Here is a 24329-nt window from a genome sequence, read left to right on the forward strand (position 1 = left end):
ATGCACAGCTTTTAATGTACCGCCTTGTCGTACAATTTATGCGTACATATTTAAGCTCTAAATTGCAGCAGCCATTTCATCATACTGACTAAAATCGAGAGGATTCTCTGATTCAGCTAAAGGCTGATAGGCTTGGGTAAAGGTAGGTGACATTCTTTTTGGTCGCCCTGTCGCAATTTCAATACATGCCCACTGCGTACTTCCAGTGAAAAGAATACTTTTGTCTTTAGGTCGGTAAAATACGTATTGGCGATAAGAATACAAGGCATTGATATCATTAAACCATGTCCGCAAAATAATCTCTTCGCCTTCAAGTGCGGCTTTGCGATATTGGATATGATGCTCAACTGCCACCATGGCATGTTTTAATTCAACATATTCTTTTAGCCCTAAGCCAAGTGCCTCAATATGTGCTGTTGCCACATCTTGCATCCAACTCACATAGACCACATTATTAACATGATTTAGTACATCAATATGTTCAGGTTGCACCGTTATTTTTAAATCAAAAATCGTACTCATAATATTCTAAAATCTGTTTTGTTTAAGCAACAGTCTACGTAAAAAAACTGAATGGTAAATTGCAAATTACGCTATTAATCACAAAACCGCTCAAAAGAGCGGTTTTGTGATTGGATATTGTGAGGTCAAATTATTGAATACGCATGCCCACAATTGCCCGCTGACCTTGGCGAATCAAAGATACACGCGCAATACTGCCATTTTTTAAGCCAGAAATCGCATTTACAAAATCTTCAGAATCATTCACGACTTTGTTATTAATTTGCGTCACCACATCACGCGACTGAATCCGTGCTTGTGAAGCAATACCGCCTGCACGTACTTCTTGAATTAATACACCACCTTTAATATTCAACTGGCCTAATTCGTCAGCCTTTAAATTTCGAATAGACACACCAATCACCGGGCCTTTTCGTACAGGTTCTACCGCTGCTTTCGCAGGTGTATCATCTGGTGCAGTCTCTAAAGTTGCTGAAATATTTTGGCGTTTATCATCACGTAAGACTTCCAGTTGAATACGCTGATTTGGTCCTGTACGGTTCAGATAATTTAGTAATTCACCAGTACGCGCAATTGGCGTTCCATTGAATTTTAAAATAACATCGCCGGTTTTAAATCCAGCTTTAGCCGCAGGTGAACCTGGTGAAACCTGAGTAATTAAAGAGCCTTCAGGTTTAGATAAATTATAGGACTCAGCCAAGTTACGATCGATATCTTGCAACATCACCCCAAGATAAGCACGAGTCACCTTACCATTTTTCTTTAACTGATCGGCCACATCCATTGCAACATCAATAGGGATTGAGAACGACAAGCCCATATAGCCGCCTGTGCCACTAAAAATACGCGAGTTGACTCCAACCACCTCACCATTTTGATTAAACAAAGGACCGCCTGAATTACCCGGATTCAATGCTACGTCAGTTTGAATAAATGGGACGGTGGTTTCACCCATCATATTACGCATTTTGGCACTTACAATTCCGGCAGAAGCTGAATAGTCAAAGCCAAATGGCGAACCAATTGCCAATACCGGCTCACCAACACGTAAACGATCTACATTTCCCGTTTTAAGTTCAGGATAATTTGACCCTTTCACTTTTAATAAGGCAACATCTGTACGCTCATCACTCCCCACCACAGTTGCATCAATTTCACGACGATCATTCAAGACAATCGTGACTTTAGAGGCATCTTCCACCACATGGTGATTCGTCAATAAATAGCCATCTTTACTGATAAAGAACGCACTGCCATAACCAGTTTTTTCTTGCGGAATTTGTTGCTGTGGAATAATCACTTGATTGCCAAAAAAGCGCCGTAAAATTTCAGGGACTTGTTGTTGAATCAGTTCTTCTTGGCTCAGTTTTTTTACCACATTGACACTGACGACCGCAGGGCTCACCTGTTCAACCAGATTTGAAAAATCTACAGGGCCAGCTGCTTGGGTTTGCGCTGTCGCAACTGTAAATACCGCGGCATATAATCCTTTTTGTAAGTACGCTTTATTCATTGTTAGCATTCACTCAAATTTGCTTATCATTTGAAATACGTTAGTTTTTATCACAATGCAAGTCTTTGCTTCGTAATAAAATGTTTGATCATTTTTTATAAAAACAATCTTAACCATTCCTTAAATATTACAGATATATGAATATTTTTCATTATTTAGGCTATTTTCTGCTATTGCCTTTTTTGGCAAAAACAGTTGTGATGACCGAACATTTTTAAAATTAGCTGATGGACATGTCTAATTTAAACACGACACATCATTTTGATGTGATTATTGTGGGAAGTGGCGGTGCTGGTCTCAGCCTCGCTTTATCATTGCCAAATCATTTCAACATTGCGGTTCTCGCAAAATCTACCCTAACGGATGCCAGCACCTATTTTGCCCAAGGTGGCGTGGCCGCAGTCCTAGATAAAACCGACTCGATTGAACAACATATTGATGACACCATGATTGCAGGCGCACATTTATGTGAAATAAATGCAGTGAAGCAAACGGTTGAAGGTGGCAAACCTTCGGTTGATTTCTTACTCAATCAAGGGGTGCAATTTACTCTGGATGAACAAGAACAACTGCATTTAACCCGTGAAGGTGGTCATTCTCAGCGTCGGATTATTCATGCTGCCGATGCGACAGGACGTGCCATTTCAACCACATTGGTTGAGCGTGCGCAAGAAAAAGCCAATATTCATATTTTTGAAAACTACGTGGCAATTGATCTAATTACTGCACAAAAACTTGATCCTGATGCTGAAAACCGTGCTTTAGGTTTATATGCACTCGATGAAAAAAATGAAAAAGTCCATACCTTCTTAGCACCTTTTACCGCACTGGCCTGTGGCGGTGCAATGAAAGCTTATTTATATACCTCCAATCCTGATATCGCGACAGGTGATGGAATTGCCATGGCCTATCGTGCAGGTTGTCGTGTGGCCAATATGGAATTTAACCAATTCCACCCGACCTGTTTATACCACCCTCAAGCTCGATCATTTTTAATTACCGAAGCGATGCGTGGTGAAGGTGCGTATTTACGTCTGCCGGACGGTGAGCGTTTTATGCTACGTTTTGATGAACGCGCAGAACTTGCCCCGCGAGATATCGTGGCACGTGCAATCGACTATGAAATTAAACGTTTAGGAATACGTCATGTCTGGTTAGACATTACCCATAAACCTGCGGAATTTGTGAAAGAACATTTCCCAACGCTTTATGCACGTTTACTTGAACTTGGCATTGATATTACACAAGAAATGATCCCAGTTGTTCCTGCTGCACATTATACCTGTGGCGGTGTGGTCGTGGATGAAAATAGCCAAACCGATATTCCAGGCCTATATGCCATCGGTGAAACGTCATATACCGGTTTGCATGGCGCGAACCGAATGGCGAGTAACTCACTACTCGAATGCTTTGTATATGGCATGAGCGCGTCACAACATATTGAGGAAAACTTTAGTCCGAATCATGTGGTGCCAACTGTTCCTGAATGGGACGATTCACAAGTGACCAACCCCGATGAAGACGTGGTGATTTTACAGAACTGGGATGAGCTGCGTCAGACCATGTGGAACTATGTTGGGATTGTGCGTACCACGAAACGTTTGCAACGTGCCCTGCATCGGATTGAAATGTTGAAACGAGAAATCACCGAGTATTACCAAGACTATCAAGTAAGTAAGAACTTGATCGAACTGCGTAATTTAGTGTTGGTTTCAGAAATGATTGTACGCTGTGCCATGCAACGCAAAGAATCACGTGGTCTACATTACACTCTAGATTATCCTGAGCTGGATTCTGAACTGCGTAAAACCGTACTGACTCCACCAAATTTTCAAGTCGAAACACCGTTGGTTAATACTTAACACAACGTATTTAATCTATCCCCAGAGAGATATTACTTAAGTAAGTAATATCTCTTTTTTTATGTGCTTTTTATAAATTTGTTTTATCTTCGTGGTGGAATCGAATAAGTCCCTGTGACATGTGCAACAGGTTCATCCATTTGATGCTCTGAATAAATCCAAACTTCTGCAACGATCAGCGCTTTACCCACTTTCATCAATTTACAGATCGCTTTCAAATCTTGGTTTGCTGCGGGTTTACGCAAAAAGTTAATATTCATATTGGTGGTGACGGCCAAACCGACAATACCAATTTCAGCTAAAATCGCCACATACATCGCAAAGTCAGCCAATGTCATCATGGTCGGCCCCGAAATAGTGTTGCCGGGCCTTAAGTCTTTTTCGCTCACATGCCAAGTTAGAATCGCAGACCGCTCACTAACTTCGTCAATCGAACAATGCTGCAAACTTGGTGCAAACTCACGGCGTAAAAACTCAATAATGTCCTGTTTGGTACTTTGCATAAAAAAATCATCCATAACTTTTGCTATGAATGATTTTTTAAATCATCTACTTAAATAAAGCTATGGCATTTTAGACCTGCTGCAAATAAGACAATGCCTGTTCAAAAACCTGTTCGGGGGTTTGTGTCGCATCTAAGCGTTTCACCCGCGTTGGTTCATTGTGATGGATTTCAGCAAAACCTGCGCGTACTTTCTCAAAGAAAGTAACTTTCTCTTGCTCAAAGCGATCAAGCGCACCTCGTTCACGCGCACGCAGCATGCCTGTTTCAATCGGCGCATCAAGCCAAAATGTTATATCTGGCATACGTGCCACAAAATTATCGTTAAGTAGCGTCAACTTTTCACGATCTAAACCGCGCCCCGCACATTGGTATGCAAAACTTGAGTCGGTAAAACGATCACACAAGACAATTTTTGTATCTGCCAAGGCTGGCAAGATAACTCGTTCCAAATGCTGTGCCCGTGCCGCATACATCAACAGCAGTTCTGTATCATGACTCATCGCTTCATCATGATTGACTGTCAACAATAATGATCTGATCTGCTCCGCCATAGGTGTACCTCCCGGTTCACGGGTCAGTAACACATTTTTTCCAAGCGCTTGGAAATGGTCATGTAATTTACGAATGAGCGTGGTTTTGCCTACACCTTCCGTGCCTTCAAAGCTAATAAACATGCTCACTCCTTAGTTTTTCGTACGAATCACAGATAAATACTCCTGTACCGCACGGTTATGATCTTGCAAATTGCTGGTAAATTTATGTCCACCATTACCGGTTGCGACAAAATAAACATTGTCTGAGGCATCTGGATGCATTGCTGCTTCAATGGCTTTTTGACTCGGCAAGGCAATCGGGGTTGGTGGCAAACCATTGATAGTATAGGTATTATAAGCTGTCGGTGTACGTAAATCTTGACGAGTAATATTTCCCTTATATTTATCGCCCATCCCATAAATCACGGTTGGATCTGTTTGTAGGCGCATACCCTGCTGTAAGCGACGTACAAACACACCTGAAACTTGTTGTAACTCACTATCGATGCTGGTTTCTTTTTCAATAATTGAAGCCATAATCAAGGCTTCATATTTATCTTTATACGGTAAACTGGTCGCACGATTTTCCCAGGCCTGATCCAAAGCTTTCATTTGACGCTGATACAAATCTTTTAAAATTTTACGATCAGATTCGCCTTTGGCAAAAAAATACGTGTTCGGTGCAAATAAGCCTTCAGGATGTGAATAAGGAATATTCAACTCCTGTAAAATTTGTGCATAGGATAATTTTCCAATCTCATGTGTTACTAAAGGATCCGCATTTAAGGCGTCAATCAATTGCTTAAAGCTCGTACCTTCAATCACTAAAATACGGTTCATTTGCGCATTTTCAGAGTTCGAAATCAGCTCCATGACCTCACGTACACTCATGCCTGCATGAATCTCATACACACCAGCTTTTAACGTGTCATTGATCATGATTTTTTGATACAACTTTAAAATGATCGGAAAACTTACCTGTTTTTCTTTGGCTAAGCGATCAATAAAACCTGAATAGGTATCGCCCGCACCAATCGCCAACATTTGTTTCTTGCCTTCCACAGGGTAGTCTTTAAAAAGACTCGACCAGAGTAAAATGGCAACAAGAATCACAAAGCCAAGACACACCACTAAAAAAGCTTTGAATGGGAAACCTTTTTGCTGTGACTTTTTCTTATTTGATTTTTTTGAAGGGGTGGACATATTAACGAATCTGACTTAATTGAAGCGTTTGGAAAAGTTCAATACAGGATTGAACATCTAATTCAACTCCATTCAGAGTTGAAACAATTTTCATTGGACTCAAAGCATTACAGAAAAATACACTCTGAAACTGGCTAATTTCATCCATCGTGATGTGGCGCTGCGTACAGCAAATCCCAAATTGCTGCATACGTTTCAATATTTCAGCACGCATCACGCCATGTACACCATTATAACGAAGTTCGGGCATGATCCACGTGTGATTTATCCGAATAAAACAATTACTGCTCACACCTTCGACAACTGCGCCCTGAACATCGGTCACCAGTGCTTCCTGCCAGCCTTTCTCATCAAGTTCTGCTTTTAGCATGACCTGTTCTAGACGGTTCAAAGATTTCAAGCCCACCAAACTTGGCATGGTCAGTCCCATGGCTTGATTCAGCACACCACTGTCTATGATGTCATAATGAAAATCAGCAATCGGTTTTGGATAATAAAATACCCAAACATCGGCAGGATGTTCAGGCAAACTGTAACCGCGCTGCCCTTCACCACGACTGATCACAATTTTCAGTGTGCCATTCACCGTTTCTTGCTGACGCAGCAGTTTCAGTGTCTGTTCAATCGTGTCTAAATTTGCATGTAATTTTAAACGCTGATTGCTGAGCTTCAATCGTTCAAGATGCAAAGCGGCCAGTTCAATTTTCCCTTGGCGTATACGTGCCGTTGTAAAACAGCCATCGCCATAATGAAATGCCCGATCAAGCAATTCGATCTGCTCAACGCGCTGCGCATTTTTAAAACATTGCATAATCTACGCCCCCAATTCTATGCCGCTAGTTTAGGCAATTATTCAGCGCCATATATTTCTTTTTTGTTGATATAAAATTCTTTTTTAATTATTTTTTCTGCATAAAAACTCTCGATATTCTTGCCTCATCCGATAAAACTTCGACAAAAAATGAGGCAAACATGAACATTGCAAAACTTAAAATTGGGTTAATCGCCACCCTACTTTCAGCAACAGCCTTCAGTGTATCCGCCAAAGACTTTCTCAATGTCTCCTACGATCCGACGCGTGAACTGTATGACCATATCAATAAAGATTTTGGGGCTTACTGGAAAAAAGCCACGGGGCAAGACATTAACTATAAACAATCGCATGGCGGCTCAGGCAAACAAGCCCGCGCAGTGATTGATGGTTTGGATGCCGATGTAGTGACACTGGCTTTGGCTGCCGATATTGATGAAATCGCAGCACGTGGTTTAATCCCCAAAGATTGGCAAAAGAAATTTCCACACAACTCTACACCTTATACATCCACCATCGTATTTTTAGTCCGTAAAGGTAATCCCAAAGGCATTCAAGATTGGGGCGACTTGACCAAACCGGGTGTGGAAATCATTACCCCTAACCCGAAAACTTCTGGAGGTGCACGTTGGAACTATTTAGCCGCATGGGCATGGGCACGACACCAACCCGCAGGCAGTGATGCCAAAGCGCAAGAGTTTGTACGCCAAATTTATAAACATACCAAAGTATTAGATTCCGGTGCGCGTGGTGCAACCACTACATTTGCTGAGCGTGGTATTGGTGACGTCTTGCTGGCTTGGGAAAATGAAGCGCATTTGGCTGTGCGTGAACAGCCGAGAAAATTTGAAATCATTACCCCATCCCTCTCCATTTTGGCAGAGCCACCCGTGGCGATTGTCGAAAAAAATGTCAAAAAGGATGGTAATCAAAACTTAGCCAAAGCCTATCTCAACTATTTATATTCACCTGCCGGCCAAACTATTGCGGCTCGACATTATTATCGCCCGCGAAATGCAACAATCTTAGCCCAATATAAAAACATCTTTAAACCATTAAAACTGGTAACTATTGATCAAGAATTTGGAGGTTGGCGCAATGTACAGAAAAAGCATTTTGAAAATGGCGGTGTGTTTGATCAGATTGTGAAAGCCAACCAAACAAAATAACACCTACACATATAACCACCACACATCTAGAGCATCAACTGTGCATTCAAGTTGATGCTTTTTTATCCTTAAAACCACTTATCTCTTTTATTCATATTAAATTCATTTTTATTTATTTTTTATGCATAAAGAATAGCGCTATGCTGCATCCAAATCACAGACATCTGTAAAAGAAAAACTTTTAAATGTCTCTGCTGTTCCAAGCTGCGATGGAGACAAAACCTGACAGTTGGGACAACGCGTAAAAAGCCCACTTTGAAAATGGCAGTAGTTCGAGCAAAGCGTGAAAACCCGCACTGCACAATAATTTTCAATTTGAATGAATAAGGAGTTTGACATGACACATACAATCATTGTCCCAGGCGTAGGGGGCAGCGAACAAGCCCACTGGCAGTCGTGGTTGCAAAGTCAGCTCATGTCATGCTCACGCGTTCAGCAAAAAGACTGGAATCATCCCGTATTACACGACTGGGTGGCACAATTCGTCAAAACCGTTAGCCCAATTCAAGATGATCTGCAAATTATTGCACATAGCTTTGGCTGTTTAACTACGGTTGCTGCATTGGCATTACATCCCGAACTTAATCGAAAAATTAAAAATTTGGTTCTGGTTGCACCTGCAAATCCGGCACGCTTTGGTGAACATGGTTTTGCACATAACAGTGCGACAGATTACCAAACTTTTTTTCATCAGCTGAATATTCGTGTGCCCACCACCATGCTCATAAGCGAAAATGATCCATGGTTAGCTTTTGAAGATGCCAAGCAACTTGCGGATGCATGGAAACTCTCTGCTGTGAATTTAGGACCAGTGGGGCACATTAATGTTGCGTCAGGTTTCGGCCCCTTTCCTGAGATTTTCAACTATCTAATTTCAGAAAATTCTATGCAACATATCAATATTGCTGATGACAGCAAGTATTTATTTAAATTTGCTTTTTAAGTACTGCTAATTATGCTTGTCGCAAATTCGTTTTTTAAATTTTGCTGGCTTTTTCGTGTCAGCTTTTCTCTTTTTGAGGAGTAATCATGTCGCAGCGATCCCGAGTGCTGCCAGGATTTGGTCTTTCTCTAGGCTTTACCCTAGCGTATTTATCGTTAATTGTCCTAATTCCACTGTCTGCCGTATTTATTAAATCATTGGGTATTGGTTGGGATGGACTTTGGGAAATCTTAAGTTCAGAACGTATCCTAAAATCTTTACAGCTAAGTTTTAGCGCTGCCATTATTGCGGCACTGATTAATGTGGTTTTTGGACTATTACTTGCTTGGTGTTTAGTTCGCTATAACTTTCCGGGTAAACGGATTGTCGATGCCTTCGTCGACCTACCTTTTGCCTTACCCACTGCGGTTGCCGGTATTGCCTTAACATCGTTGTATGCACCAACAGGTTGGATCGGTCAATATCTTGAACCACTTGGCATTCAAGTGGCCTATACCCCGATTGGTATTACTTTAGCGCTGATCTTCATCGGTATTCCATTTGTGGTGCGTACGGTACAACCGGTACTGAGCGACTTGGAAACTGAACTTGAAGAAGCGGCGTCTGCACTCGGTGCCAATCGTTTTCAAATTGTGACTAAAGTGATTCTGCCAATTTTATTCCCTGCGCTTTTAACTGGTTTTGCATTGGCATTTGCCCGTGGCGTAGGTGAATATGGTTCTGTCATCTTTATTGCGGGCAACCAACCGTTTGAAACTGAAATTGCACCCTTGATGATTATTTCCCGTTTAGAAGAATATGACTATGCCGGTGCAACCACAATTGCTGTCGTGATGTTGGTCATTTCCTTTGCGATTTTGTTCCTAATTAACTTGGTACAAGCTTGGGCAAGCCGCCGCACTGGGAGAACTGCACGATGAATATCAACAGCAATGCTTTGGCTGAAAAATTACAATCTCGCGATGCAACACGTGAACCGACTTGGGTACGTTATACCCTGCTTGTTATTGCATTAATCTTCTTTCTCAGTTGCTTAATGCTGCCCCTGATCTTGGTGTTTGTAGAAGCCTTTAAACAAGGTGTTGGCGTTTACTTTCAAGCTTTGGTACATCCAGATACGTTATCGGCAGTGAAATTAACCCTACTCACCGCAGCGATTGCTGTACCAATGAACGTAGTGTTTGGTGTCGCAGCAGCTTGGACGGTGGCGAAATTTAATTTCCGTGGTAAATCTATTTTAACCACCATCATTGATATGCCTTTCTCGGTCTCTCCCGTGATTGCAGGTTTAATGCTGGTCCTGATTTTCGGTACTCAAGGCTGGTTTGGTGGCTGGTTGATGGATCACGACATTAAAATTTTATATGCCGTACCTGCAATTGTACTTGCCACTGTATTTATTACTGTTCCTTTTGTCGCTCGCGAATTGATTCCACTGATGGAAGCCCAAGGCACAGAAGAAGAAGAAGCTGCGATTGTATTGGGCGCGTCAGGTTGGCAAACCTTCTGGAAAGTCACCCTCCCTAATATCAAATGGGGCTTAATCTACGGTGTGATTCTGTGTAATGCCCGTGCAATGGGTGAATTCGGTGCGGTATCTGTGGTTTCTGGACATATTCGTGGCGAAACCAACACCTTACCTCTACACGTCGAAATCCTCTATAACGAATATACCTTTAGTGCTGCTTTTGCTGTGTCTTCACTGTTAGCACTCTTGGCGATTGTGACCCTGATCTTAAAAACATGGGTTGAAATACGTCAGGAAAAACAAGACCAGCGTAAAGAAGATTCACAAGTTTCTTAAGGAATGACCTCATGAGTATTCAAGTTAAAAATATTGAAAAACACTTTGGTGCATTCCATGCACTTAAAAATATCTCTTTAGACTTTCCTGATGGTCAGCTCGTTGCCCTCTTGGGCCCATCTGGCTGTGGTAAAACTACGTTGCTTCGTATCATTGCAGGACTTGAATCTGCGGATAATGGCCAAGTAATTTTAGAAGGCGAAGACGCCACTAAAGTCCATGTACGTGAACGTGAAGTCGGCTTTGTATTCCAGCACTACGCACTGTTCCGCCATATGACCGTATTTGACAATGTTGCCTTTGGTTTACGTGTACGTCCGCGTGCTACTCGCCCTTCTGAAGCAGATATCAAACAGCGGGTAACACGTTTACTGGATCTTGTTCAGTTAGGCTTTTTAGCCGATCGTTATCCTGCACAGCTTTCGGGTGGTCAGCGTCAACGTATTGCCCTTGCACGTGCACTTGCAGTTGAACCACGTGTATTGCTTCTGGATGAACCCTTTGGTGCACTCGATGCTAAAGTGCGTAAAGAACTTCGCCGTTGGTTACGTACCCTGCATGACGAACTACACATCACCTCTATTTTTGTAACCCATGACCAAGAAGAAGCTCTTGAAGTTGCGGATCAAATTATCGTGATGAACAAAGGTAATGTTGAACAAATTGGTTCACCACGCGAAGTTTACGAAAAACCCGCAACTCCATTTGTATTTGACTTCTTGGGTCAAGCCAACCGTTTTGAAGGTCAAAGTTCAAATGGTGTCATACACATTGGTGAAGACCGTATTCAGTTACCTCAACCTGAAAATGCACCACAAGGGGATGTCATTGCCTTTGCTCGTCCTGATGAGTTGCGTATTCATGCCCAACCACAAGATAATGCAATTCAAGCCACCTTTGTACGTGAACTCTGGATTGCAGGCAAAGTGATTGCCGAACTGCATGATCGCCAAGGTAATTTAATTGAAATTTCATTAACATCAGATGAAGCGAAAGCACATCAGTTCCGTCCAAACCAAACCGTCTGGTTAAGTGCAACGGCATTGCACTTATTTGAAAACCAAGTGGCATAAGACGAAAAGATGGGGCAAAAAAGCCCCATCCTCTTTTAAGGTAAAAGATTATGAATTTTCAACAACTCAGAATTATTCGAGAAACTGTTCGTCAGAATTTTAATTTAACTGAAGCATCAGCAGCACTGTACACCTCACAATCAGGTGTGAGTAAGCATATTAAAGACCTAGAAGATGAACTGGGCGTACAGTTGTTTATTCGTAAAGGTAAACGCCTTTTGGGTTTAACAGAACCCGGCCAATCTTTATTGGGCATTGTCGAGCGCATGTTGGTGGACGCGGACAATATTAAACGCCTTGCAGATGACTTTAACAAAGTGGATGAAGGCACCTTAACCATTGCTACAACACACACGCAAGCACGTTATGTTCTACCGCCAATTGTGAACCAGTTTAAAAAAGAGTTTCCGAAAGTTCATTTAATTTTACAACAAGCCAGTCCTGTTGAAATTACCGAAATGCTACTTCAAGGTGAAGCCGATATTGGGATTGCAACTGAATCTTTAACCACAGAAGATAACCTTGCCAGCGTGCCTTACTACAACTGGCAACACAGCATTATTACCCCACAAAACCACCCATTAACGCAAAAAGCAGATATCAATATTGAGGATTTATCCCACTACCCAATCATCACCTACCACGGCGGTTTTACAGGTCGTTCAAAAATTGATAGAGCCTTTGAAGATGCAGGCTTGGATGTGGATATCGTGATGTCCGCACTGGATGCCGACGTAATCAAAACCTATGTTGAGCTTAATATGGGCGTGGGCATTGTCAATGACGTGGCCTATGACCCAGAACGTGACTTTCGACTCAAACAAATTCCAACCGATATTTTTGGAGTGAATACAACTTGGATTGCGGTACGTAAAGGTCACTTACTACGCGGCTATGGTTATGAGTTTATTTCACTTTGCTCACCTGAGGCAGATATCAAAGCACTAAAAAAAGTTGCATATCCTGAAGGTTAAAATAAAAATATTTTTAAAATTTGAGGACTTAAGTGTCCTCTTTTTTATCAAAAAATACTCCACCTTTCATGCTTTGTTGGTTTTTTCTCAATTCTTACATACACTGTAACCTATATAAGAAAAAATGATAATTTCTTCACTAAACAAAGACATGCCAGAATATTATGAAAACTCAATATCTCATTATGGCAGCATATATGGTCTGCCCAATACCAACCCTACATGCTGCAAGCCTTGAGCGATCCGATCAAAGTATTTCAGCTTTTCTTGAACCGAATAATTATGCCGAGCTGGACTTGGCAATTATTGATACCAATATCAAAGGCGATGTGCAATTCAAAGAAATTATCAGTGAATTAGGGGTTCAAAACTTCTCTACCGGAAACCTAGCACAACGTGAATTTTCAGGAAAATTTGCACTTAAACTTCAGCCTCATAGCAAAATTTCAACAGGTCTTATTTACGAACAACCCTATCAAACAGATATCAGCTATCAATATAGTCCTGCGCTACCCGATGGCTCAACAATCAACATTGAAGCAGCAGACATCAATTTTGAAAGTCATAGTTTGACTGGGTTAATTGGCTTTCAGCCCAATACTCAATGGAATTTTTATAGTGGATTAAGCCTGCAATCTTTCAAAGGAAATTTGGAAATCACAGGCCAACAATACCAAGCTTTAAATGGCTATCATGCAAAATTTAAAAATGATGATGCGCTTGGTTGGTTAATCGGACTAAGTTATCAATTGCCACAATATGCATTAAAAACCAGCCTCACCTATCGTTCCAAAATCAAACATAAAAACCAGACCAGTGAATCAACCTTATATTCAAATGGCCCATTTATCCTGACGCCGGATACAGATACCCGCATTGAAACACCACAGTCTGTCAATTTTGAGTTTCAAACAGGTATTAGTGCCCGTAATTTAGTCTATGGCAGTGTGCGTTGGGTGAATTGGCAAGATTTTATTATTCAACCACCGCAATTAGAGGTGGTACTTGATTATGCTGCAAGGGATCCACAATATCGTGAATTGGCCCATCTTAATTTGATTGACTATAAAAAAGACCAATGGTCTGGAAAATTTGGATTTGCTCATCAGCTTAATCCTACACTTATCACTGGCTTAGAATATATCTGGGATCAGGGTTCAGGTAATCCTGCTTCCACGCTTAACCCTAGTGATGGTTATCAAGGCATTGGTTTAGGTGGCATGTATAACCTCAATCCTTCAACATTTATTGCATCTGGCATGTACTACCTCAAATTTAAAAAACCACAAATTGAAGCTACATCCCACACAACCCAAATTTCAGGATTATCTTCCGTGGCTGACAACGATGCATGGGTTTATGGCGTAAAAATTGGTCATCGCTTCTAATCGCTCTTAAGTTTAATATCGCTCCAAACAAAGAAACGAGCCGAAGCTCGTTTTTTTAAGTCGATTTAAATCGATGAATTACCAATGGTAGCTGACACCAACTTTACCCACTGGAAGCCATTCATATTTGTCATCTTGTTCAATATTACGTTGGTGATCTGTAAGTAACTCACGGTCAGCATCTGTACCACCGACAGATGTTAGTTTTGCAGTTGGGTTACCAGTGTAGTAAGCACCGACTTCACCAAATACTCCCCAGTTTTTGTTTAGTTTAGGTGCAAAACCTAAACCTAGATATGGGGCAATGTCATTATCATAAGACACTTTAGCATTTAAACGATCAAATGAAGTTTCTTGACCATCGATTTCAATCTCACCACGTCCCGCAGTTGATTTCAGACCATATTCAGTATCGATATAGCCAACACCTGCAGCAACATATACACCTTGAGCCCAACGGCTTGTGCTTGCGCCCCAAGGACGGATTTCAGCATTTAAATATGCAACACTATTATCCATATCCATGTCGTATTTTACGCCATCTACAGATAAATCATCAGACCATGAAATATCACCACCGTTATAGCCGAGTGCAAGACCAACATACGGGTTAGCCGTCCAAAGTAAAGCACCACCATAACCAGTTGTACCCACTTCTAAACGAGCACCGGTCGGGATCAGTTGGTTTTGATCAAACGCATATCCATCATGAACAACAGATGTATCTGCCATTGCGGTACCTGCACATGCAGCAAGTATCGTGGCAACTGTAAATAAATGTAATGATTTCATGTGCTTCTCCTCAAAGTAAACTGTTCTTAAAATTTCTACAGTCTTGTTATATGACCATGTTAAAAGGAAACTTGGCCCAAGTTTTATGCAAAATTACTGACTTTTTGTTAACTTTTGATACAATTTGATTTCAACATTGATTCATAATGATTTTTTACTTTTTGTAGATGGATCATAATCAATGACTGATTATAAATTGTCAGTTTTATGTGTTTCCTTTCTCATTTTTAGACTCATCGTTTATCTCTGTTTTAGCTAATTGGTACTTTTTGTAAATGTTTCACAATTAATTCCAATCCCGCGCTGTTTTTTCATCAGTTTTGAGTGATTTTTAGTGTAAAATCTTTGGAAAATTTTTTTCTGGATAGAAGAACATGTCTCAGCTTTCAACAATCATTGAACAAGCGTTTGAAGACCGAGCGAATTTCACAGCAGCAGACTGCTCTGCTGAAATCCGTCAAGCTGTTGAAGAAGTTATTGCTGGTCTTGATAATGGTTCATTACGTGTTGCTGAAAAAATTGATGGTGAATGGATTGTTCACCAATGGATTAAGAAAGCAGTATTGTTATCATTCAAGCTCAATGACAACAAACCAATGGAAGCATGTGATCTTCGCTTCTACGACAAAGTTGAGACTAAGTTTGGTGATTGGACTGAAGCACAGTTTAAAGCTGCTGGCGTGCGTGTTGTTCCTCCTGCGGTTGCACGTAAAGGTTCTTTCCAGGCAAAAAATGTTGTATTAATGCCGTCATATGTCAACATCGGCGCTTATGTTGATGAAGGTACAATGGTCGATACATGGGCAACGGTTGGTTCATGTGCTCAAATCGGTAAAAATGTACACCTATCTGGTGGTGTCGGTATTGGTGGTGTTCTTGAGCCGCTTCAAGCCAACCCAACCATCATTGAAGATAACTGCTTCATCGGTGCACGTTCTGAGATTGTTGAAGGTGTTATAGTTGAAGAAGGTTCTGTCATTTCGATGGGCGTGTTCATTGGTCAATCGACAAAGATTTATGACCGTGAAACTGGCGAAATTCACTACGGCCGTGTACCTACGGGTTCTGTGGTTGTTTCTGGCAGCCTCCCTTCTAAATGTGGTACTTACAGCCTTTATGCTGCAATCATCGTGAAGAAAGTGGATGCTAAAACACGTGCTAAAACCAGTCTGAACGACTTATTGCGCGAAGACTAAGTTTTAAATTTATACGGGGCATTCGTGCTCCTCGTCTCTACGGTCAGAAATGATCGTAGAGATTTTTGTTTTTCTATATGTGGTTAATTTTGTTATGAGTACGCTTCGTTCTTCCGCTATTCCTGTTTCTGATCCGTCTGCGGGTTTACGTATCACGGAGATTTTTTATTCATTGCAAGGTGAAGCAAATGCTGCGGGTTTACCAACCGTATTTATTCGCCTCACAGGCTGTCCATTGCGTTGTACTTATTGCGACACGACCTATTCCTTTGAAGGTGGCGAGCGCAAATCATTAGAAGAAATTATTCAGACCACCCTTGATTTTAAAACACCGTATATTTGCGTGACGGGTGGTGAGCCGCTTGCTCAACCGAACGCACTACCCTTAATGACGCGCCTTGCCGATTTAGGCTGTGAAATTTCACTAGAAACCAGTGGTGCTTTAGATGTATCTAAGGTCGATCCACGTGTTTCAAAAGTACTTGATTTAAAAACCCCGACTTCGGGTGAAGTTGCACGAAATTTATTGAGTAACTTCGAGTATTTGACTCAACACGATCAAATTAAATTTGTTATTTGTAATCGCGAAGATTATGAATGGGCTAAACAGCAAGTTGTTGAATATCAATTAAGTAAAAAAGTCAGCACCATCTGGTTCTCTCCTGCTTTTGCCGTTGAAAAAGGTGCTGTACGTTTACCACAACTTGCACGTGATTTAGCTCAATGGATTTTAGAAGACCATCTCCTTGTTCGTTTCCAATTGCAGTTACATAAATTGCTTTGGAACGATGAAACTGGTCGTTAAGTTTTAAAGATATATTGGAGTAATGCATATGTGCCCTCGTGCCATAGTTTTATTGTCTGGTGGCTTAGACTCAACTACATGTTTAGCTTGGGCTCAAGCGCGATATGAATGTATCGCTTTAAGTTTTATGTATGGTCAACGTTCGACCACAGAGTTAGATGCTGCTCGTGCATTAACTCAGCAAGCGGGTATCGAACATCGTGTCATTAATATTGATTTAGGTAACTTAGGTGGTTCTGCATTAACCGACCATAGTATTGAAGTGCCAGATCATGAACAAGATGGTATTCCTGTAACTTATGTTCCAGCACGTAACACCATTTTCTTGTCTTATGCCCTAGCTGCGGCCGAAGTTTTTGATGCCCAAGCGATTGTGATTGGGATTAATGCGGTTGATTATTCAGGTTATCCAGACTGCCGCCCTGCGTTTATTGAGGCTTTTGCCAACATGGCTCGCCTTGCAACCAAAGTCGGTATAGAAGGAAAACCGCTTAAATTTGAGACGCCTTTGTTACATTTATCTAAAGCAAATATTATTCGCTTAGGCATAGAACATGGCGTAGACTACAGTCAAACGGTGTCTTGCTATCAGGCAGATGACCAAGGTCGTGCTTGCGGTAAATGCGATAGCTGCCGTCTGCGTAAACAAGGTTTTGCAGATGCGGGTGTTGAAGATCCGACACGTTACATACCGAAATAACAAGGTAGGGTTTATGAAAAATTTAAAATCAAACATTATTCTTTCTGCTGCATTCTCTGCAGCTGCGTTGTTTGCTTCTGTTGCACACGCTGACAACGACAAGCTTCAACAAGCCTATAAGAGCACTAACGTAAAATCTGCGTTAATTAATGTTTGTAAAGAAGAAACTGGTAAAGGTAAAAAACTAACTGCTGCTGAAGTTAGTAAATACTGTTCTTGTGCTGTTGAAGCAGATGGTCGTTTAACCAATGCTCAAAAATGGGAAATCCAAAGCACAATTAACCAGAAGAAAAGCCCTGCAACACTCGCTTTTGTTCAAAAACAAAATAAAGACTTACAAGCATGTTTCGGCCCTCAGTTAACAGGTAAATTAAAAAACCTCACTGAAGAAGCGATGAAATCTGCTCAAGCGAAAAAATAAGTCTTTTAAAGCAAAAAGCCTGCACATGCAGGCTTTTTTATGCGCTAAAGCATAGGAATTATGCACACCACATATGGAAAACCACCAACAAAGAGAAAAATTCATTACCGCTTATGAATGAATTTAATGCTTGGCATAACAGTGAAGAGTTTGGGATAAGTTTTGATACAGGACCCTATCCACGCCTTCATCAATCGTGAAATTGACCTGTGTAATGAAAATACTGAATTTCATATACCTATGCTAAATGGAGCATTATTTAAAAATTCAATTCCTGTTAGCAAAGGTGAAATTCTGTATCATGGTGATTATGCTTTTTTACCACTTAAATTAGAACATCAGTAAATATTGAAAAGGAAGCTCCATGTCCGATATGACTTTACTCAATCAAACTTTCCCAACCACTACAGGCGAAATTAATCTTGCTGAGCTGAACAGCGAATGGTTGATTGTGTATTTTTACCCGAAAGATTCAACTCCGGGCTGTACCACACAAGCGATAGGCTTTTCATGCCTGAAAGATCAATTTGACGCATTGAACAGCACGATTATTGGTATTTCTCGCGATTCGGTAAAAGCGCACCAAAACTTTACCGAAAAGCAAAATCTGACAATTAATCTCATCAGTGATAAAGAAGAAGTTTTGTGCAATCACTTTGATGTGATTAAAGAAAAAAATATGTATGGCAAAAAGGTCATGGGTATTGAACGCTCAACCTTCATTTTCCATAACGGTACATTAGTCAAAGAATACCGTAAAGTGAAAGCTGCGGGACATGCTGAACAAGTGCTGGAAGATTTAAAAGCATTGCAAGCTGTTTAATGCTTAGTAAGACCTGCCCTTTTTTATCATCAGGCGCAGGTCTTATCTTTATTATTGAGCAATTTAAACGAGTAACGATATCGCAATTCCCCACATGACAAGAGCAATGATAAAGTCTAGAATTTTCCATGCCGTTGTGTTTTGAAAAATCGGTAATAAGAAACGTGCACCAAAACCTAGAGCAAAGAAAAATACCCAAGAAGCAGTAATTGCGCCACTCGCAAAATAAAGTGCGGTCGATTCAAACTTTGTCGAAATAGAACCCATCAGTACCACGGTATCTAAGTAGACATGCGGATTTAACCATGTTAAAGCCAAACAAATGCAAAGCATTTTAAAGAGTTGAGTTTCATTATTTTCACTCGGTAATAAGCTTGCCGATGTTTTAAAGGCTTGAATAAAATGCTGCGCACCATAGATCAATAAAAAAGTTGCTCCCAAATATTTTGCTCCATTGACAATTTCAGGATGACTTTCAACTAATTGGGAAAATCCAAATACCCCCAATAAAATAAGAATTGAGTCAGATGCTGCGCAAATCGTACAGAGCCAAAAAACATACTGCTTTTTAAGTCCTTGCTTGAGAATAAACGCATTTTGCGCACCAATCGCAATAATTAAACTAAACCCCACCGCTAAACCCTGCATGTAACTTTGCAACATTTTTTGATCACACTTTCAAAGCTTTAAATGAATATTGCTATTATCTGAGTTTATTGCTAAAAATAAGTATTTCTAAATAAATTTAAAGATAACTAAGTTTTTCTTATTTTAAGTTTACTCCCAGATATGCTTTTTTTACTTAGAAAGTGAAAATGAGGCATATTTAAAGTTAGGATTGAGTATGTTGCAAAGCAAACATAGTGAAGCATTTCTAGCCATTGCAGAGACAGGTAGTTTTGAACAAGCAGCTATTCGCTTAAATATTACGCCATCTGCCGTGACCTTAAGACTGCAAACTTTAGAAAAAAATTTAGGTCATGTTTTAATTATTCGTGAGCGACCCTGTCGTACAACCCAAGCTGGTCAATCCTTATTACATTATTTGCAACACAGTAAATTGCTTGAACATAACTTCATGCAAAATTTAACCGGAAAAACAGCGAATTCTTTTTATCAAATTAATATTGCGACCAATGCCGATTCATTAGCCACATGGTTGCTGCCATTGCTCAAAGATGTCTTACTTGAAGAAAAAATCCTGATCCATTTTCAGGTCGATGATCAATCGCAAACGCATCATTTACTTGAAACAGGCCTAGTCAACGCCTGTGTCACCACTGAGTCACAACCAATGAAAGGCTGTATCGCGGAGTATTTGGGAACTATGTACTATCGCTTTGTTGCAACACCAGAGTTTACAAAGCAATGGTTTAGCCAAGGCGTGACCAGAGATGCTCTACGATCCGCACCCGCAATCATTTTTAATGAAAAAGACCAAATGCATGCACATACTATTTCGAAAAAATTTGGCCTAAATCCTTCACAATACCCACATCACTTTATTCCCTCATCTACTGCTTTTGTCGATGCTATCACCATGGGCTTAGGTTATGGATGGTTACCTGATTTTCAAAATAAAATGTTTTTAAATACAGAAACACTGTTAGAAGTTTCAACTGAACTGGGCATCGAAATACCTTTATATTGGCATCATTGGAAGCAGCAATCGCATCAATTGGAAAAATTAACCACGTTGCTGAAGCAATATGCAAAAGATCATATGGGTTAAGACCAATTTATCATTCCAACTTAATTGACTTTCCATTGTCCTTTTAACTGAATATTCACTTGTTCACCAACACCACCCAATGCTTTACGCATACCAAAATCACTGCGGTTAATCGTGGTATTCGACTGAATATCCATCAACCTTGGATTGTTTATATTGGGATTCATCATCGTGTCAAAGCTGACCGGTTTGGTCACACCGCGTATGGTTAAGTCGCCAGTAATTTGATAACGCGCATAGGCAATCGGTTTAATTTGCTTACTGGTAAATCTAACCTGTTTAAATTCTTCAGCATCAAAAAACTCACTGCTGAGAATCAACCCTTTTAAACTCGGATTACTCAAACTTAAACTGTCTACATCCAAAACCAGTTCTGTGGTGCCCTTTTGTGGAATTTCAGGATCAAATTTAAGTTCAGATTGGACTTTATTAAATTTACCTTCAACAATGGATAGCCCCACCGACTTAATCCCAAAAGTCACCTGCGTTGAAGGCGTAAGCGTCCATTCAGCTGCATTTAACTGTGGTGCAGCGGCAAACACCATCACAGTTAAAACATGAGCGAAATGAGTCCGACGCTGTAACATAAACTTCTCCTGAAACGATTAACCATCCATTGCACAGGCCAAATTCTTAGCTGTGTTTTCTTGAATATTAACGGTTTTTAATTCAGGTTAGTTTTATCCTGAGTCATAAATTTGTGTTGAAGTTGTTTATAAATGTCAGTGTGTTGAAATGTACGCAAAAAATCGATGGTGCCTTGTGGAAAAGCGTCCAATTGAATGTCGCCACGATAATAGGCTTCTCGTACTGGCGTTGCCGATATTGAACCGACAAGACTGTCCAGCTCCACCATTTCCCACTCAGGGAAAAATTTTAAATAGTAAGAGGAATCATCTTTAAAATGCCCAATCAGACCGACTTTGGCGCCCTCTTCCACAATTTCTGCCACCAAAGACTTCACTAACTTTTGCCATTTTTCATCATTATAGACATCAATCACATGGACAAATTTAATGCGCTGTTGATCGATTGCTGAAAAATTCAACAGAATCATTTGTTCACGTTCAGTCGCAAGAAAAGGATTTTTAATATTGCGTTCAAATTGTGCCGAACCCAATGCCAAAACCACATTTTGACTTTGTTCTAGTGCAATTTTTATCGTTTGCAAATGTGCCAGATGAAAAGGCTGAAAGCGACCAATGAACACTAAATAATCGAATGTATATTTCATATCAAATCAAACTTTTTATGAACTGAACAGTTGTGCCACACACCAAAATATGCGACATAATGTCGGGCATAAAATCAAAACGAACTTTAAAGCAAGGATAGTACGATGACACTGAGCTGTATTCAACAACCTCATGAACATTTGAATGCGAATTTAGACAATGGCGTACTGACTTTAGCCATTCACCGCCCACAGGCAAAAAATGCACTCTACAGCGAACTCTATTTGTGGATTGCCAAAGCGCTGGATGAAGCCGACCAAGACAGTGCTGTCCGTGCTGTGATTTTACGTGGTGAAGATGCTGACTTTACAGCAGGCAATGACATGCAAGATTTTATGAAATCTGCTGCACAAAAAGGGCAAGCCCCTGCTTCTGAAGGTGCTCCATTTATTTTACTCAAATCTGCAGCGAAATTTTCTAAACCACTAATTGCTGCGGTACGTGGTGTTGCGATTGGTATTGGGGTAACGATTCTTTTGCACTGTGATTTGGTCTATAGCGACAATACCGCGCTATTCCAAATTCCATTTGTCAGCCTTGGCCTTTCACCTGAAGGTGCTTCAAGCAAACTCTTGGTAGAACAAGCTGGCTATCACAAAGCAGCTGAATTGCTTTTAACTGCGCAGAAATTTGACAGTGCAACTGCGGTTTCTGCAAATCTGGTAAATAGCATTGAAGAAGATGTCTATGCTGCAGCCGCGAAGAAAGCTGCGCAATTATCTGCATTGCCTTTGGCATCACTGGTTCAGTCTAAAGCATTGATGAAACACAATGTAAATGAAATCGTGGCATGGATTGACCATGAAGCAGAGATCTTTATGGATCGCGTGGGTTCACCAGAAATGATGGAAGCAGTTGCGGCCTTTATGCAAAAACGTAAACCTGATTTTTCTCAATTTAACTAAGTTTATTTTTATTGAGCTGAAAACCACTTAGCTATTCAAGTTAAGTGGTTTTTTCATATTTGATCCCCATTAAAATTTAAAAATCATCATCGGATTTATCACCATGACTAAACAAGTAAAAGCTGAAAAGAAACGTTATTTTGAACCTGCGCCTGAAGGCATTGATATCGAAAATTTTAAAAAAGTCGTTCAAAGCCGCCGTTCTGTACGTAAATTTACCAAAACTCCGATTCCAAGTGATGTACTTGATGAATGTTTAGATTTGGCACTGCTTGCGCCAAATTCATCAAATTTACAGCCTTGGACTTTTTATGTGGTTCAAAACCCAAGTAAAAAGAAACAACTGGTGAAAGCCTGCTTAGGTCAATTAGCAGCAAAAACAGCATCTGAATTGATCGTCTGTGTCGCACGCACCGATCGCGTGGATGAAATGGCAAAACGTAATATTTCCGAATTTCCATTTCCTGAAGCGCCTGCTGCCGTGCAGAAGTATTACAAGTTCATTCCTTATAACTATAAAACCGGTTACTTCAATGCACTGGGTAACTTTAAGAAAGTCGCTTTTAAAGTTGCACGTAGCTTTGATAAGCAATTGCCTGTAACAGCCTTTAATGAAGCGGATGCGAAACTTTGGGCAAGCAAAACCACAGCTTTAGCCTGTGAAAACTTAGTTTTAGCTTTACGTGCTTATGGTTTTGACAGCTGTATGATGGAAGGTTTTGATGAGCCGTTAGTACGTCAAATTTTAGGGTTAAATGCTCAGCAATATCCAGTGATGGTGATTGGTGCGGGTGAACGTGCTGCGGATGGCGTGTTCTTTCCACAGTATCGTTTCGACCGCGAGCTGTTTATTCAGAAGGTTTAATTTTTGCTTATCCAGCCAAGTTACACCACATTTTGATACACAGATGGAGACAAGGATGTCGCCCATGAAAAGTAAGACTACGTCTACGCGATGATAGTTAAATTTTGGTATCCATTTGCGATTGAGCAATAACTTAAAATTCAATATTGAGCATTTGAATAAACTCAAATGCAGGCTCTTCATAAGGATGACTCGTCTTTAACGCTCTCGCCACGGTACGTGCCTTTTCTTCAGGTACGATGGTTTCTACCCGCCATTCTGGAATATGCTCCAAAGCATCTAGCTCTCCAATAAATGGATTAGCACCTTTGACGGGTTTAAACTGCCCCGTGCCAAGTACTTGCCAAGCGCAATGTTCATAATTGCCTATCCCACCTGCACCTGCTTCAAATATGGCAAGTTTGGTAGATTCAAGATGTGAGTCGGGAACGTAGTAGATGAGTTTGAGCATTGTATTTGATATATGGAAAATTTATCTAATACGCCAATCTCAACTTTTAATTAAGTTTTCCAACTGTAAAGGAGGATTACCTAATTGAGAATTTAAAACGACTG

General features: G+C 40.6%; 27 protein-coding genes. 16 read left to right on the forward strand and 11 right to left on the reverse strand.

Annotation, left to right across the window (positions count from 1 at the left end):
• Window positions 1-57: 57 nt before the first annotated feature.
• Both ACN6OV_RS10490 and ACN6OV_RS10495 read right to left on the reverse strand, forming a co-directional pair.
• Complete coding sequence (locus ACN6OV_RS10490; protein ID WP_427952720.1) at window positions 58-522, reverse strand: acyl-CoA thioesterase; 465 nt, start codon at window positions 520-522, stop codon at window positions 58-60.
• 130 nt (window positions 523-652) lie between these two features.
• Complete coding sequence (locus tag ACN6OV_RS10495; protein ID WP_427952722.1) at window positions 653-2035, reverse strand: Do family serine endopeptidase; 1383 nt, start codon at window positions 2033-2035, stop codon at window positions 653-655.
• Window positions 2036-2262: 227 nt separating this feature from the next.
• Here ACN6OV_RS10495 and nadB point away from each other — a divergent pair, with 227 nt between their 5' ends.
• Complete coding sequence (nadB, locus tag ACN6OV_RS10500; RefSeq protein WP_427952724.1) at window positions 2263-3897, forward strand: L-aspartate oxidase; 1635 nt, start codon at window positions 2263-2265, stop codon at window positions 3895-3897.
• 83 nt (window positions 3898-3980) lie between these two features.
• On the opposite strand, the gene ACN6OV_RS10505 is transcribed toward nadB, so the two are convergent.
• The 4 genes from ACN6OV_RS10505 to pabC all read right to left on the reverse strand — a co-directional run bounded on the left by ACN6OV_RS10505 (window position 3981) and on the right by pabC (window position 6949).
• The gene (locus tag ACN6OV_RS10505) at window positions 3981-4400 is read right to left on the reverse strand and encodes a PaaI family thioesterase (protein WP_427952771.1); all 420 of its coding nucleotides are present in this window, start codon (window positions 4398-4400) and stop codon (window positions 3981-3983) included.
• 70 nt (window positions 4401-4470) lie between these two features.
• On the reverse strand, window positions 4471-5076 hold the full coding sequence (gene tmk / locus ACN6OV_RS10510; RefSeq protein ID WP_427952726.1) for a dTMP kinase: 606 nt from the start codon (window positions 5074-5076) through the stop codon (window positions 4471-4473).
• Between the two features lie 9 nt (window positions 5077-5085).
• The gene (mltG, locus tag ACN6OV_RS10515) at window positions 5086-6138 is read right to left on the reverse strand and encodes an endolytic transglycosylase MltG (RefSeq protein ID WP_427952728.1); all 1053 of its coding nucleotides are present in this window, start codon (window positions 6136-6138) and stop codon (window positions 5086-5088) included.
• Window position 6139: 1 nt separating this feature from the next.
• Entirely contained in the window at window positions 6140-6949 is an 810-nt protein-coding gene (pabC, locus tag ACN6OV_RS10520; protein WP_427952730.1) for an aminodeoxychorismate lyase, read from the reverse strand.
• Window positions 6950-7110: 161 nt separating this feature from the next.
• Here pabC and ACN6OV_RS10525 point away from each other — a divergent pair, with 161 nt between their 5' ends.
• The 7 genes from ACN6OV_RS10525 (at window position 7111) to ACN6OV_RS10555 (ending at window position 14300) form a co-directional block, all read left to right on the forward strand.
• Window positions 7111-8118: a sulfate ABC transporter substrate-binding protein gene (locus tag ACN6OV_RS10525; protein ID WP_427952732.1), complete on the forward strand. Its 1008-nt coding sequence runs from the start codon at window positions 7111-7113 to the stop codon at window positions 8116-8118.
• 337 nt (window positions 8119-8455) lie between these two features.
• Window positions 8456-9061: an RBBP9/YdeN family alpha/beta hydrolase gene (locus ACN6OV_RS10530; protein ID WP_427952734.1), complete on the forward strand. Its 606-nt coding sequence runs from the start codon at window positions 8456-8458 to the stop codon at window positions 9059-9061.
• An 86-nt stretch (window positions 9062-9147) separates the two neighbouring features.
• On the forward strand, window positions 9148-9981 hold the full coding sequence (gene cysT / locus ACN6OV_RS10535) for a sulfate ABC transporter permease subunit CysT (protein ID WP_427952736.1): 834 nt from the start codon (window positions 9148-9150) through the stop codon (window positions 9979-9981).
• Window positions 9978-10865: a sulfate ABC transporter permease subunit CysW gene (gene cysW, locus ACN6OV_RS10540; protein WP_427952738.1), complete on the forward strand. Its 888-nt coding sequence runs from the start codon at window positions 9978-9980 to the stop codon at window positions 10863-10865. Before cysT ends, cysW begins: the two co-directional genes overlap by 4 nt.
• Window positions 10866-10876: 11 nt before the next feature.
• Window positions 10877-11938 (forward strand): sulfate/molybdate ABC transporter ATP-binding protein, encoded by a 1062-nt coding sequence (locus ACN6OV_RS10545; RefSeq protein ID WP_427952740.1) that lies wholly within the window; start codon window positions 10877-10879, stop codon window positions 11936-11938.
• A gap of 50 nt (window positions 11939-11988) precedes the next feature.
• On the forward strand, window positions 11989-12912 hold the full coding sequence (locus ACN6OV_RS10550) for a CysB family HTH-type transcriptional regulator (RefSeq protein ID WP_427952741.1): 924 nt from the start codon (window positions 11989-11991) through the stop codon (window positions 12910-12912).
• A 164-nt stretch (window positions 12913-13076) separates the two neighbouring features.
• Window positions 13077-14300, forward strand: coding sequence for an outer membrane protein transport protein (locus tag ACN6OV_RS10555; RefSeq protein ID WP_427952743.1), 1224 nt, complete (start codon window positions 13077-13079; stop codon window positions 14298-14300).
• 78 nt (window positions 14301-14378) lie between these two features.
• On the opposite strand, the gene carO is transcribed toward ACN6OV_RS10555, so the two are convergent.
• Window positions 14379-15092 carry an ornithine uptake porin CarO gene (gene carO / locus ACN6OV_RS10560; protein WP_427952745.1) on the reverse strand — a complete coding sequence of 238 codons (714 nt, stop codon included), beginning with the start codon at window positions 15090-15092 and terminating at the stop codon, window positions 14379-14381.
• Window positions 15093-15466: 374 nt separating this feature from the next.
• Between carO and dapD the strand changes: the two genes are divergently transcribed.
• The 5 genes from dapD to ACN6OV_RS10585 all read left to right on the forward strand — a co-directional run bounded on the left by dapD (window position 15467) and on the right by ACN6OV_RS10585 (window position 19037).
• Window positions 15467-16288, forward strand: coding sequence for a 2,3,4,5-tetrahydropyridine-2,6-dicarboxylate N-succinyltransferase (gene dapD / locus ACN6OV_RS10565; protein WP_427952747.1), 822 nt, complete (start codon window positions 15467-15469; stop codon window positions 16286-16288).
• Between the two features lie 94 nt (window positions 16289-16382).
• Window positions 16383-17093 (forward strand): 7-carboxy-7-deazaguanine synthase QueE, encoded by a 711-nt coding sequence (gene queE / locus ACN6OV_RS10570; RefSeq protein WP_427952749.1) that lies wholly within the window; start codon window positions 16383-16385, stop codon window positions 17091-17093.
• A gap of 28 nt (window positions 17094-17121) precedes the next feature.
• The gene (queC, locus tag ACN6OV_RS10575; protein WP_427952773.1) at window positions 17122-17793 is read left to right on the forward strand and encodes a 7-cyano-7-deazaguanine synthase QueC; all 672 of its coding nucleotides are present in this window, start codon (window positions 17122-17124) and stop codon (window positions 17791-17793) included.
• Between the two features lie 13 nt (window positions 17794-17806).
• On the forward strand, window positions 17807-18214 hold the full coding sequence (locus tag ACN6OV_RS10580; protein ID WP_427952751.1) for a hypothetical protein: 408 nt from the start codon (window positions 17807-17809) through the stop codon (window positions 18212-18214).
• Between the two features lie 364 nt (window positions 18215-18578).
• Window positions 18579-19037: a peroxiredoxin gene (locus ACN6OV_RS10585; protein WP_427952753.1), complete on the forward strand. Its 459-nt coding sequence runs from the start codon at window positions 18579-18581 to the stop codon at window positions 19035-19037.
• A gap of 63 nt (window positions 19038-19100) precedes the next feature.
• On the opposite strand, the gene ACN6OV_RS10590 is transcribed toward ACN6OV_RS10585, so the two are convergent.
• Entirely contained in the window at window positions 19101-19700 is a 600-nt protein-coding gene (locus tag ACN6OV_RS10590; protein WP_427952755.1) for a LysE/ArgO family amino acid transporter, read from the reverse strand.
• Window positions 19701-19881: 181 nt separating this feature from the next.
• On the opposite strand from ACN6OV_RS10590, the gene ACN6OV_RS10595 reads away from it, so the two are divergent.
• Window positions 19882-20769: a LysR family transcriptional regulator ArgP gene (locus ACN6OV_RS10595; protein WP_427952757.1), complete on the forward strand. Its 888-nt coding sequence runs from the start codon at window positions 19882-19884 to the stop codon at window positions 20767-20769.
• A gap of 20 nt (window positions 20770-20789) precedes the next feature.
• Here the strand turns inward: ACN6OV_RS10595 and ACN6OV_RS10600 are convergent, their stop codons facing one another.
• Together ACN6OV_RS10600 and ACN6OV_RS10605 are read right to left on the reverse strand one after the other, a co-directional pair.
• Window positions 20790-21356 carry a YceI family protein gene (locus tag ACN6OV_RS10600; protein ID WP_427952759.1) on the reverse strand — a complete coding sequence of 189 codons (567 nt, stop codon included), beginning with the start codon at window positions 21354-21356 and terminating at the stop codon, window positions 20790-20792.
• A 77-nt stretch (window positions 21357-21433) separates the two neighbouring features.
• Window positions 21434-22003, reverse strand: coding sequence for a nicotinate-nicotinamide nucleotide adenylyltransferase (locus ACN6OV_RS10605; protein WP_427952761.1), 570 nt, complete (start codon window positions 22001-22003; stop codon window positions 21434-21436).
• A 105-nt stretch (window positions 22004-22108) separates the two neighbouring features.
• Between ACN6OV_RS10605 and ACN6OV_RS10610 the strand changes: the two genes are divergently transcribed.
• Both ACN6OV_RS10610 and ACN6OV_RS10615 read left to right on the forward strand, forming a co-directional pair.
• Window positions 22109-22909 carry an enoyl-CoA hydratase-related protein gene (locus tag ACN6OV_RS10610; RefSeq protein ID WP_427952763.1) on the forward strand — a complete coding sequence of 267 codons (801 nt, stop codon included), beginning with the start codon at window positions 22109-22111 and terminating at the stop codon, window positions 22907-22909.
• Window positions 22910-23012: 103 nt separating this feature from the next.
• A complete protein-coding gene (locus ACN6OV_RS10615; RefSeq protein WP_427952765.1) occupies window positions 23013-23774 on the forward strand; it encodes a nitroreductase family protein in 762 nt (253 codons plus the stop codon).
• 133 nt (window positions 23775-23907) lie between these two features.
• Here ACN6OV_RS10615 and ACN6OV_RS10620 read toward each other — a convergent pair whose 3' ends face one another.
• Window positions 23908-24225: an NGG1p interacting factor NIF3 gene (locus tag ACN6OV_RS10620; protein ID WP_427952767.1), complete on the reverse strand. Its 318-nt coding sequence runs from the start codon at window positions 24223-24225 to the stop codon at window positions 23908-23910.
• Between the last annotated feature and the right edge of the window lie 104 nt (window positions 24226-24329).

The organism is Acinetobacter sp., from assembly GCF_050285345.1.
Classification (GTDB): domain Bacteria; phylum Pseudomonadota; class Gammaproteobacteria; order Pseudomonadales; family Moraxellaceae; genus Acinetobacter.

Coding starts and splice junctions, on each gene's coding strand:
- ACN6OV_RS10580 (WP_427952751.1), top strand. CDS start 17,807: ATGAAAAATTTAAAATCAAACATTATTCTTTCTGCTGCATTCTCTGCA.
- ACN6OV_RS10600 (WP_427952759.1), bottom strand. CDS start 21,356: ATGTTACAGCGTCGGACTCATTTCGCTCATGTTTTAACTGTGATGGTG.
- tmk (WP_427952726.1), bottom strand. CDS start 5,076: ATGTTTATTAGCTTTGAAGGCACGGAAGGTGTAGGCAAAACCACGCTC.
- ACN6OV_RS10490 (WP_427952720.1), bottom strand. CDS start 522: ATGAGTACGATTTTTGATTTAAAAATAACGGTGCAACCTGAACATATT.
- ACN6OV_RS10610 (WP_427952763.1), top strand. CDS start 22,109: ATGACACTGAGCTGTATTCAACAACCTCATGAACATTTGAATGCGAAT.
- ACN6OV_RS10590 (WP_427952755.1), bottom strand. CDS start 19,700: ATGTTGCAAAGTTACATGCAGGGTTTAGCGGTGGGGTTTAGTTTAATT.
- queC (WP_427952773.1), top strand. CDS start 17,122: ATGTGCCCTCGTGCCATAGTTTTATTGTCTGGTGGCTTAGACTCAACT.
- pabC (WP_427952730.1), bottom strand. CDS start 6,949: ATGCAATGTTTTAAAAATGCGCAGCGCGTTGAGCAGATCGAATTGCTT.
- ACN6OV_RS10550 (WP_427952741.1), top strand. CDS start 11,989: ATGAATTTTCAACAACTCAGAATTATTCGAGAAACTGTTCGTCAGAAT.
- dapD (WP_427952747.1), top strand. CDS start 15,467: ATGTCTCAGCTTTCAACAATCATTGAACAAGCGTTTGAAGACCGAGCG.
- queE (WP_427952749.1), top strand. CDS start 16,383: ATGAGTACGCTTCGTTCTTCCGCTATTCCTGTTTCTGATCCGTCTGCG.
- ACN6OV_RS10505 (WP_427952771.1), bottom strand. CDS start 4,400: ATGCAAAGTACCAAACAGGACATTATTGAGTTTTTACGCCGTGAGTTT.
- ACN6OV_RS10545 (WP_427952740.1), top strand. CDS start 10,877: ATGAGTATTCAAGTTAAAAATATTGAAAAACACTTTGGTGCATTCCAT.
- ACN6OV_RS10620 (WP_427952767.1), bottom strand. CDS start 24,225: ATGCTCAAACTCATCTACTACGTTCCCGACTCACATCTTGAATCTACC.
- cysT (WP_427952736.1), top strand. CDS start 9,148: ATGTCGCAGCGATCCCGAGTGCTGCCAGGATTTGGTCTTTCTCTAGGC.
- mltG (WP_427952728.1), bottom strand. CDS start 6,138: ATGTCCACCCCTTCAAAAAAATCAAATAAGAAAAAGTCACAGCAAAAA.
- ACN6OV_RS10530 (WP_427952734.1), top strand. CDS start 8,456: ATGACACATACAATCATTGTCCCAGGCGTAGGGGGCAGCGAACAAGCC.
- ACN6OV_RS10605 (WP_427952761.1), bottom strand. CDS start 22,003: ATGAAATATACATTCGATTATTTAGTGTTCATTGGTCGCTTTCAGCCT.
- nadB (WP_427952724.1), top strand. CDS start 2,263: ATGGACATGTCTAATTTAAACACGACACATCATTTTGATGTGATTATT.
- cysW (WP_427952738.1), top strand. CDS start 9,978: ATGAATATCAACAGCAATGCTTTGGCTGAAAAATTACAATCTCGCGAT.
- ACN6OV_RS10585 (WP_427952753.1), top strand. CDS start 18,579: ATGTCCGATATGACTTTACTCAATCAAACTTTCCCAACCACTACAGGC.
- ACN6OV_RS10595 (WP_427952757.1), top strand. CDS start 19,882: ATGTTGCAAAGCAAACATAGTGAAGCATTTCTAGCCATTGCAGAGACA.
- ACN6OV_RS10525 (WP_427952732.1), top strand. CDS start 7,111: ATGAACATTGCAAAACTTAAAATTGGGTTAATCGCCACCCTACTTTCA.
- carO (WP_427952745.1), bottom strand. CDS start 15,092: ATGAAATCATTACATTTATTTACAGTTGCCACGATACTTGCTGCATGT.
- ACN6OV_RS10555 (WP_427952743.1), top strand. CDS start 13,077: ATGAAAACTCAATATCTCATTATGGCAGCATATATGGTCTGCCCAATA.
- ACN6OV_RS10615 (WP_427952765.1), top strand. CDS start 23,013: ATGACTAAACAAGTAAAAGCTGAAAAGAAACGTTATTTTGAACCTGCG.
- ACN6OV_RS10495 (WP_427952722.1), bottom strand. CDS start 2,035: ATGAATAAAGCGTACTTACAAAAAGGATTATATGCCGCGGTATTTACA.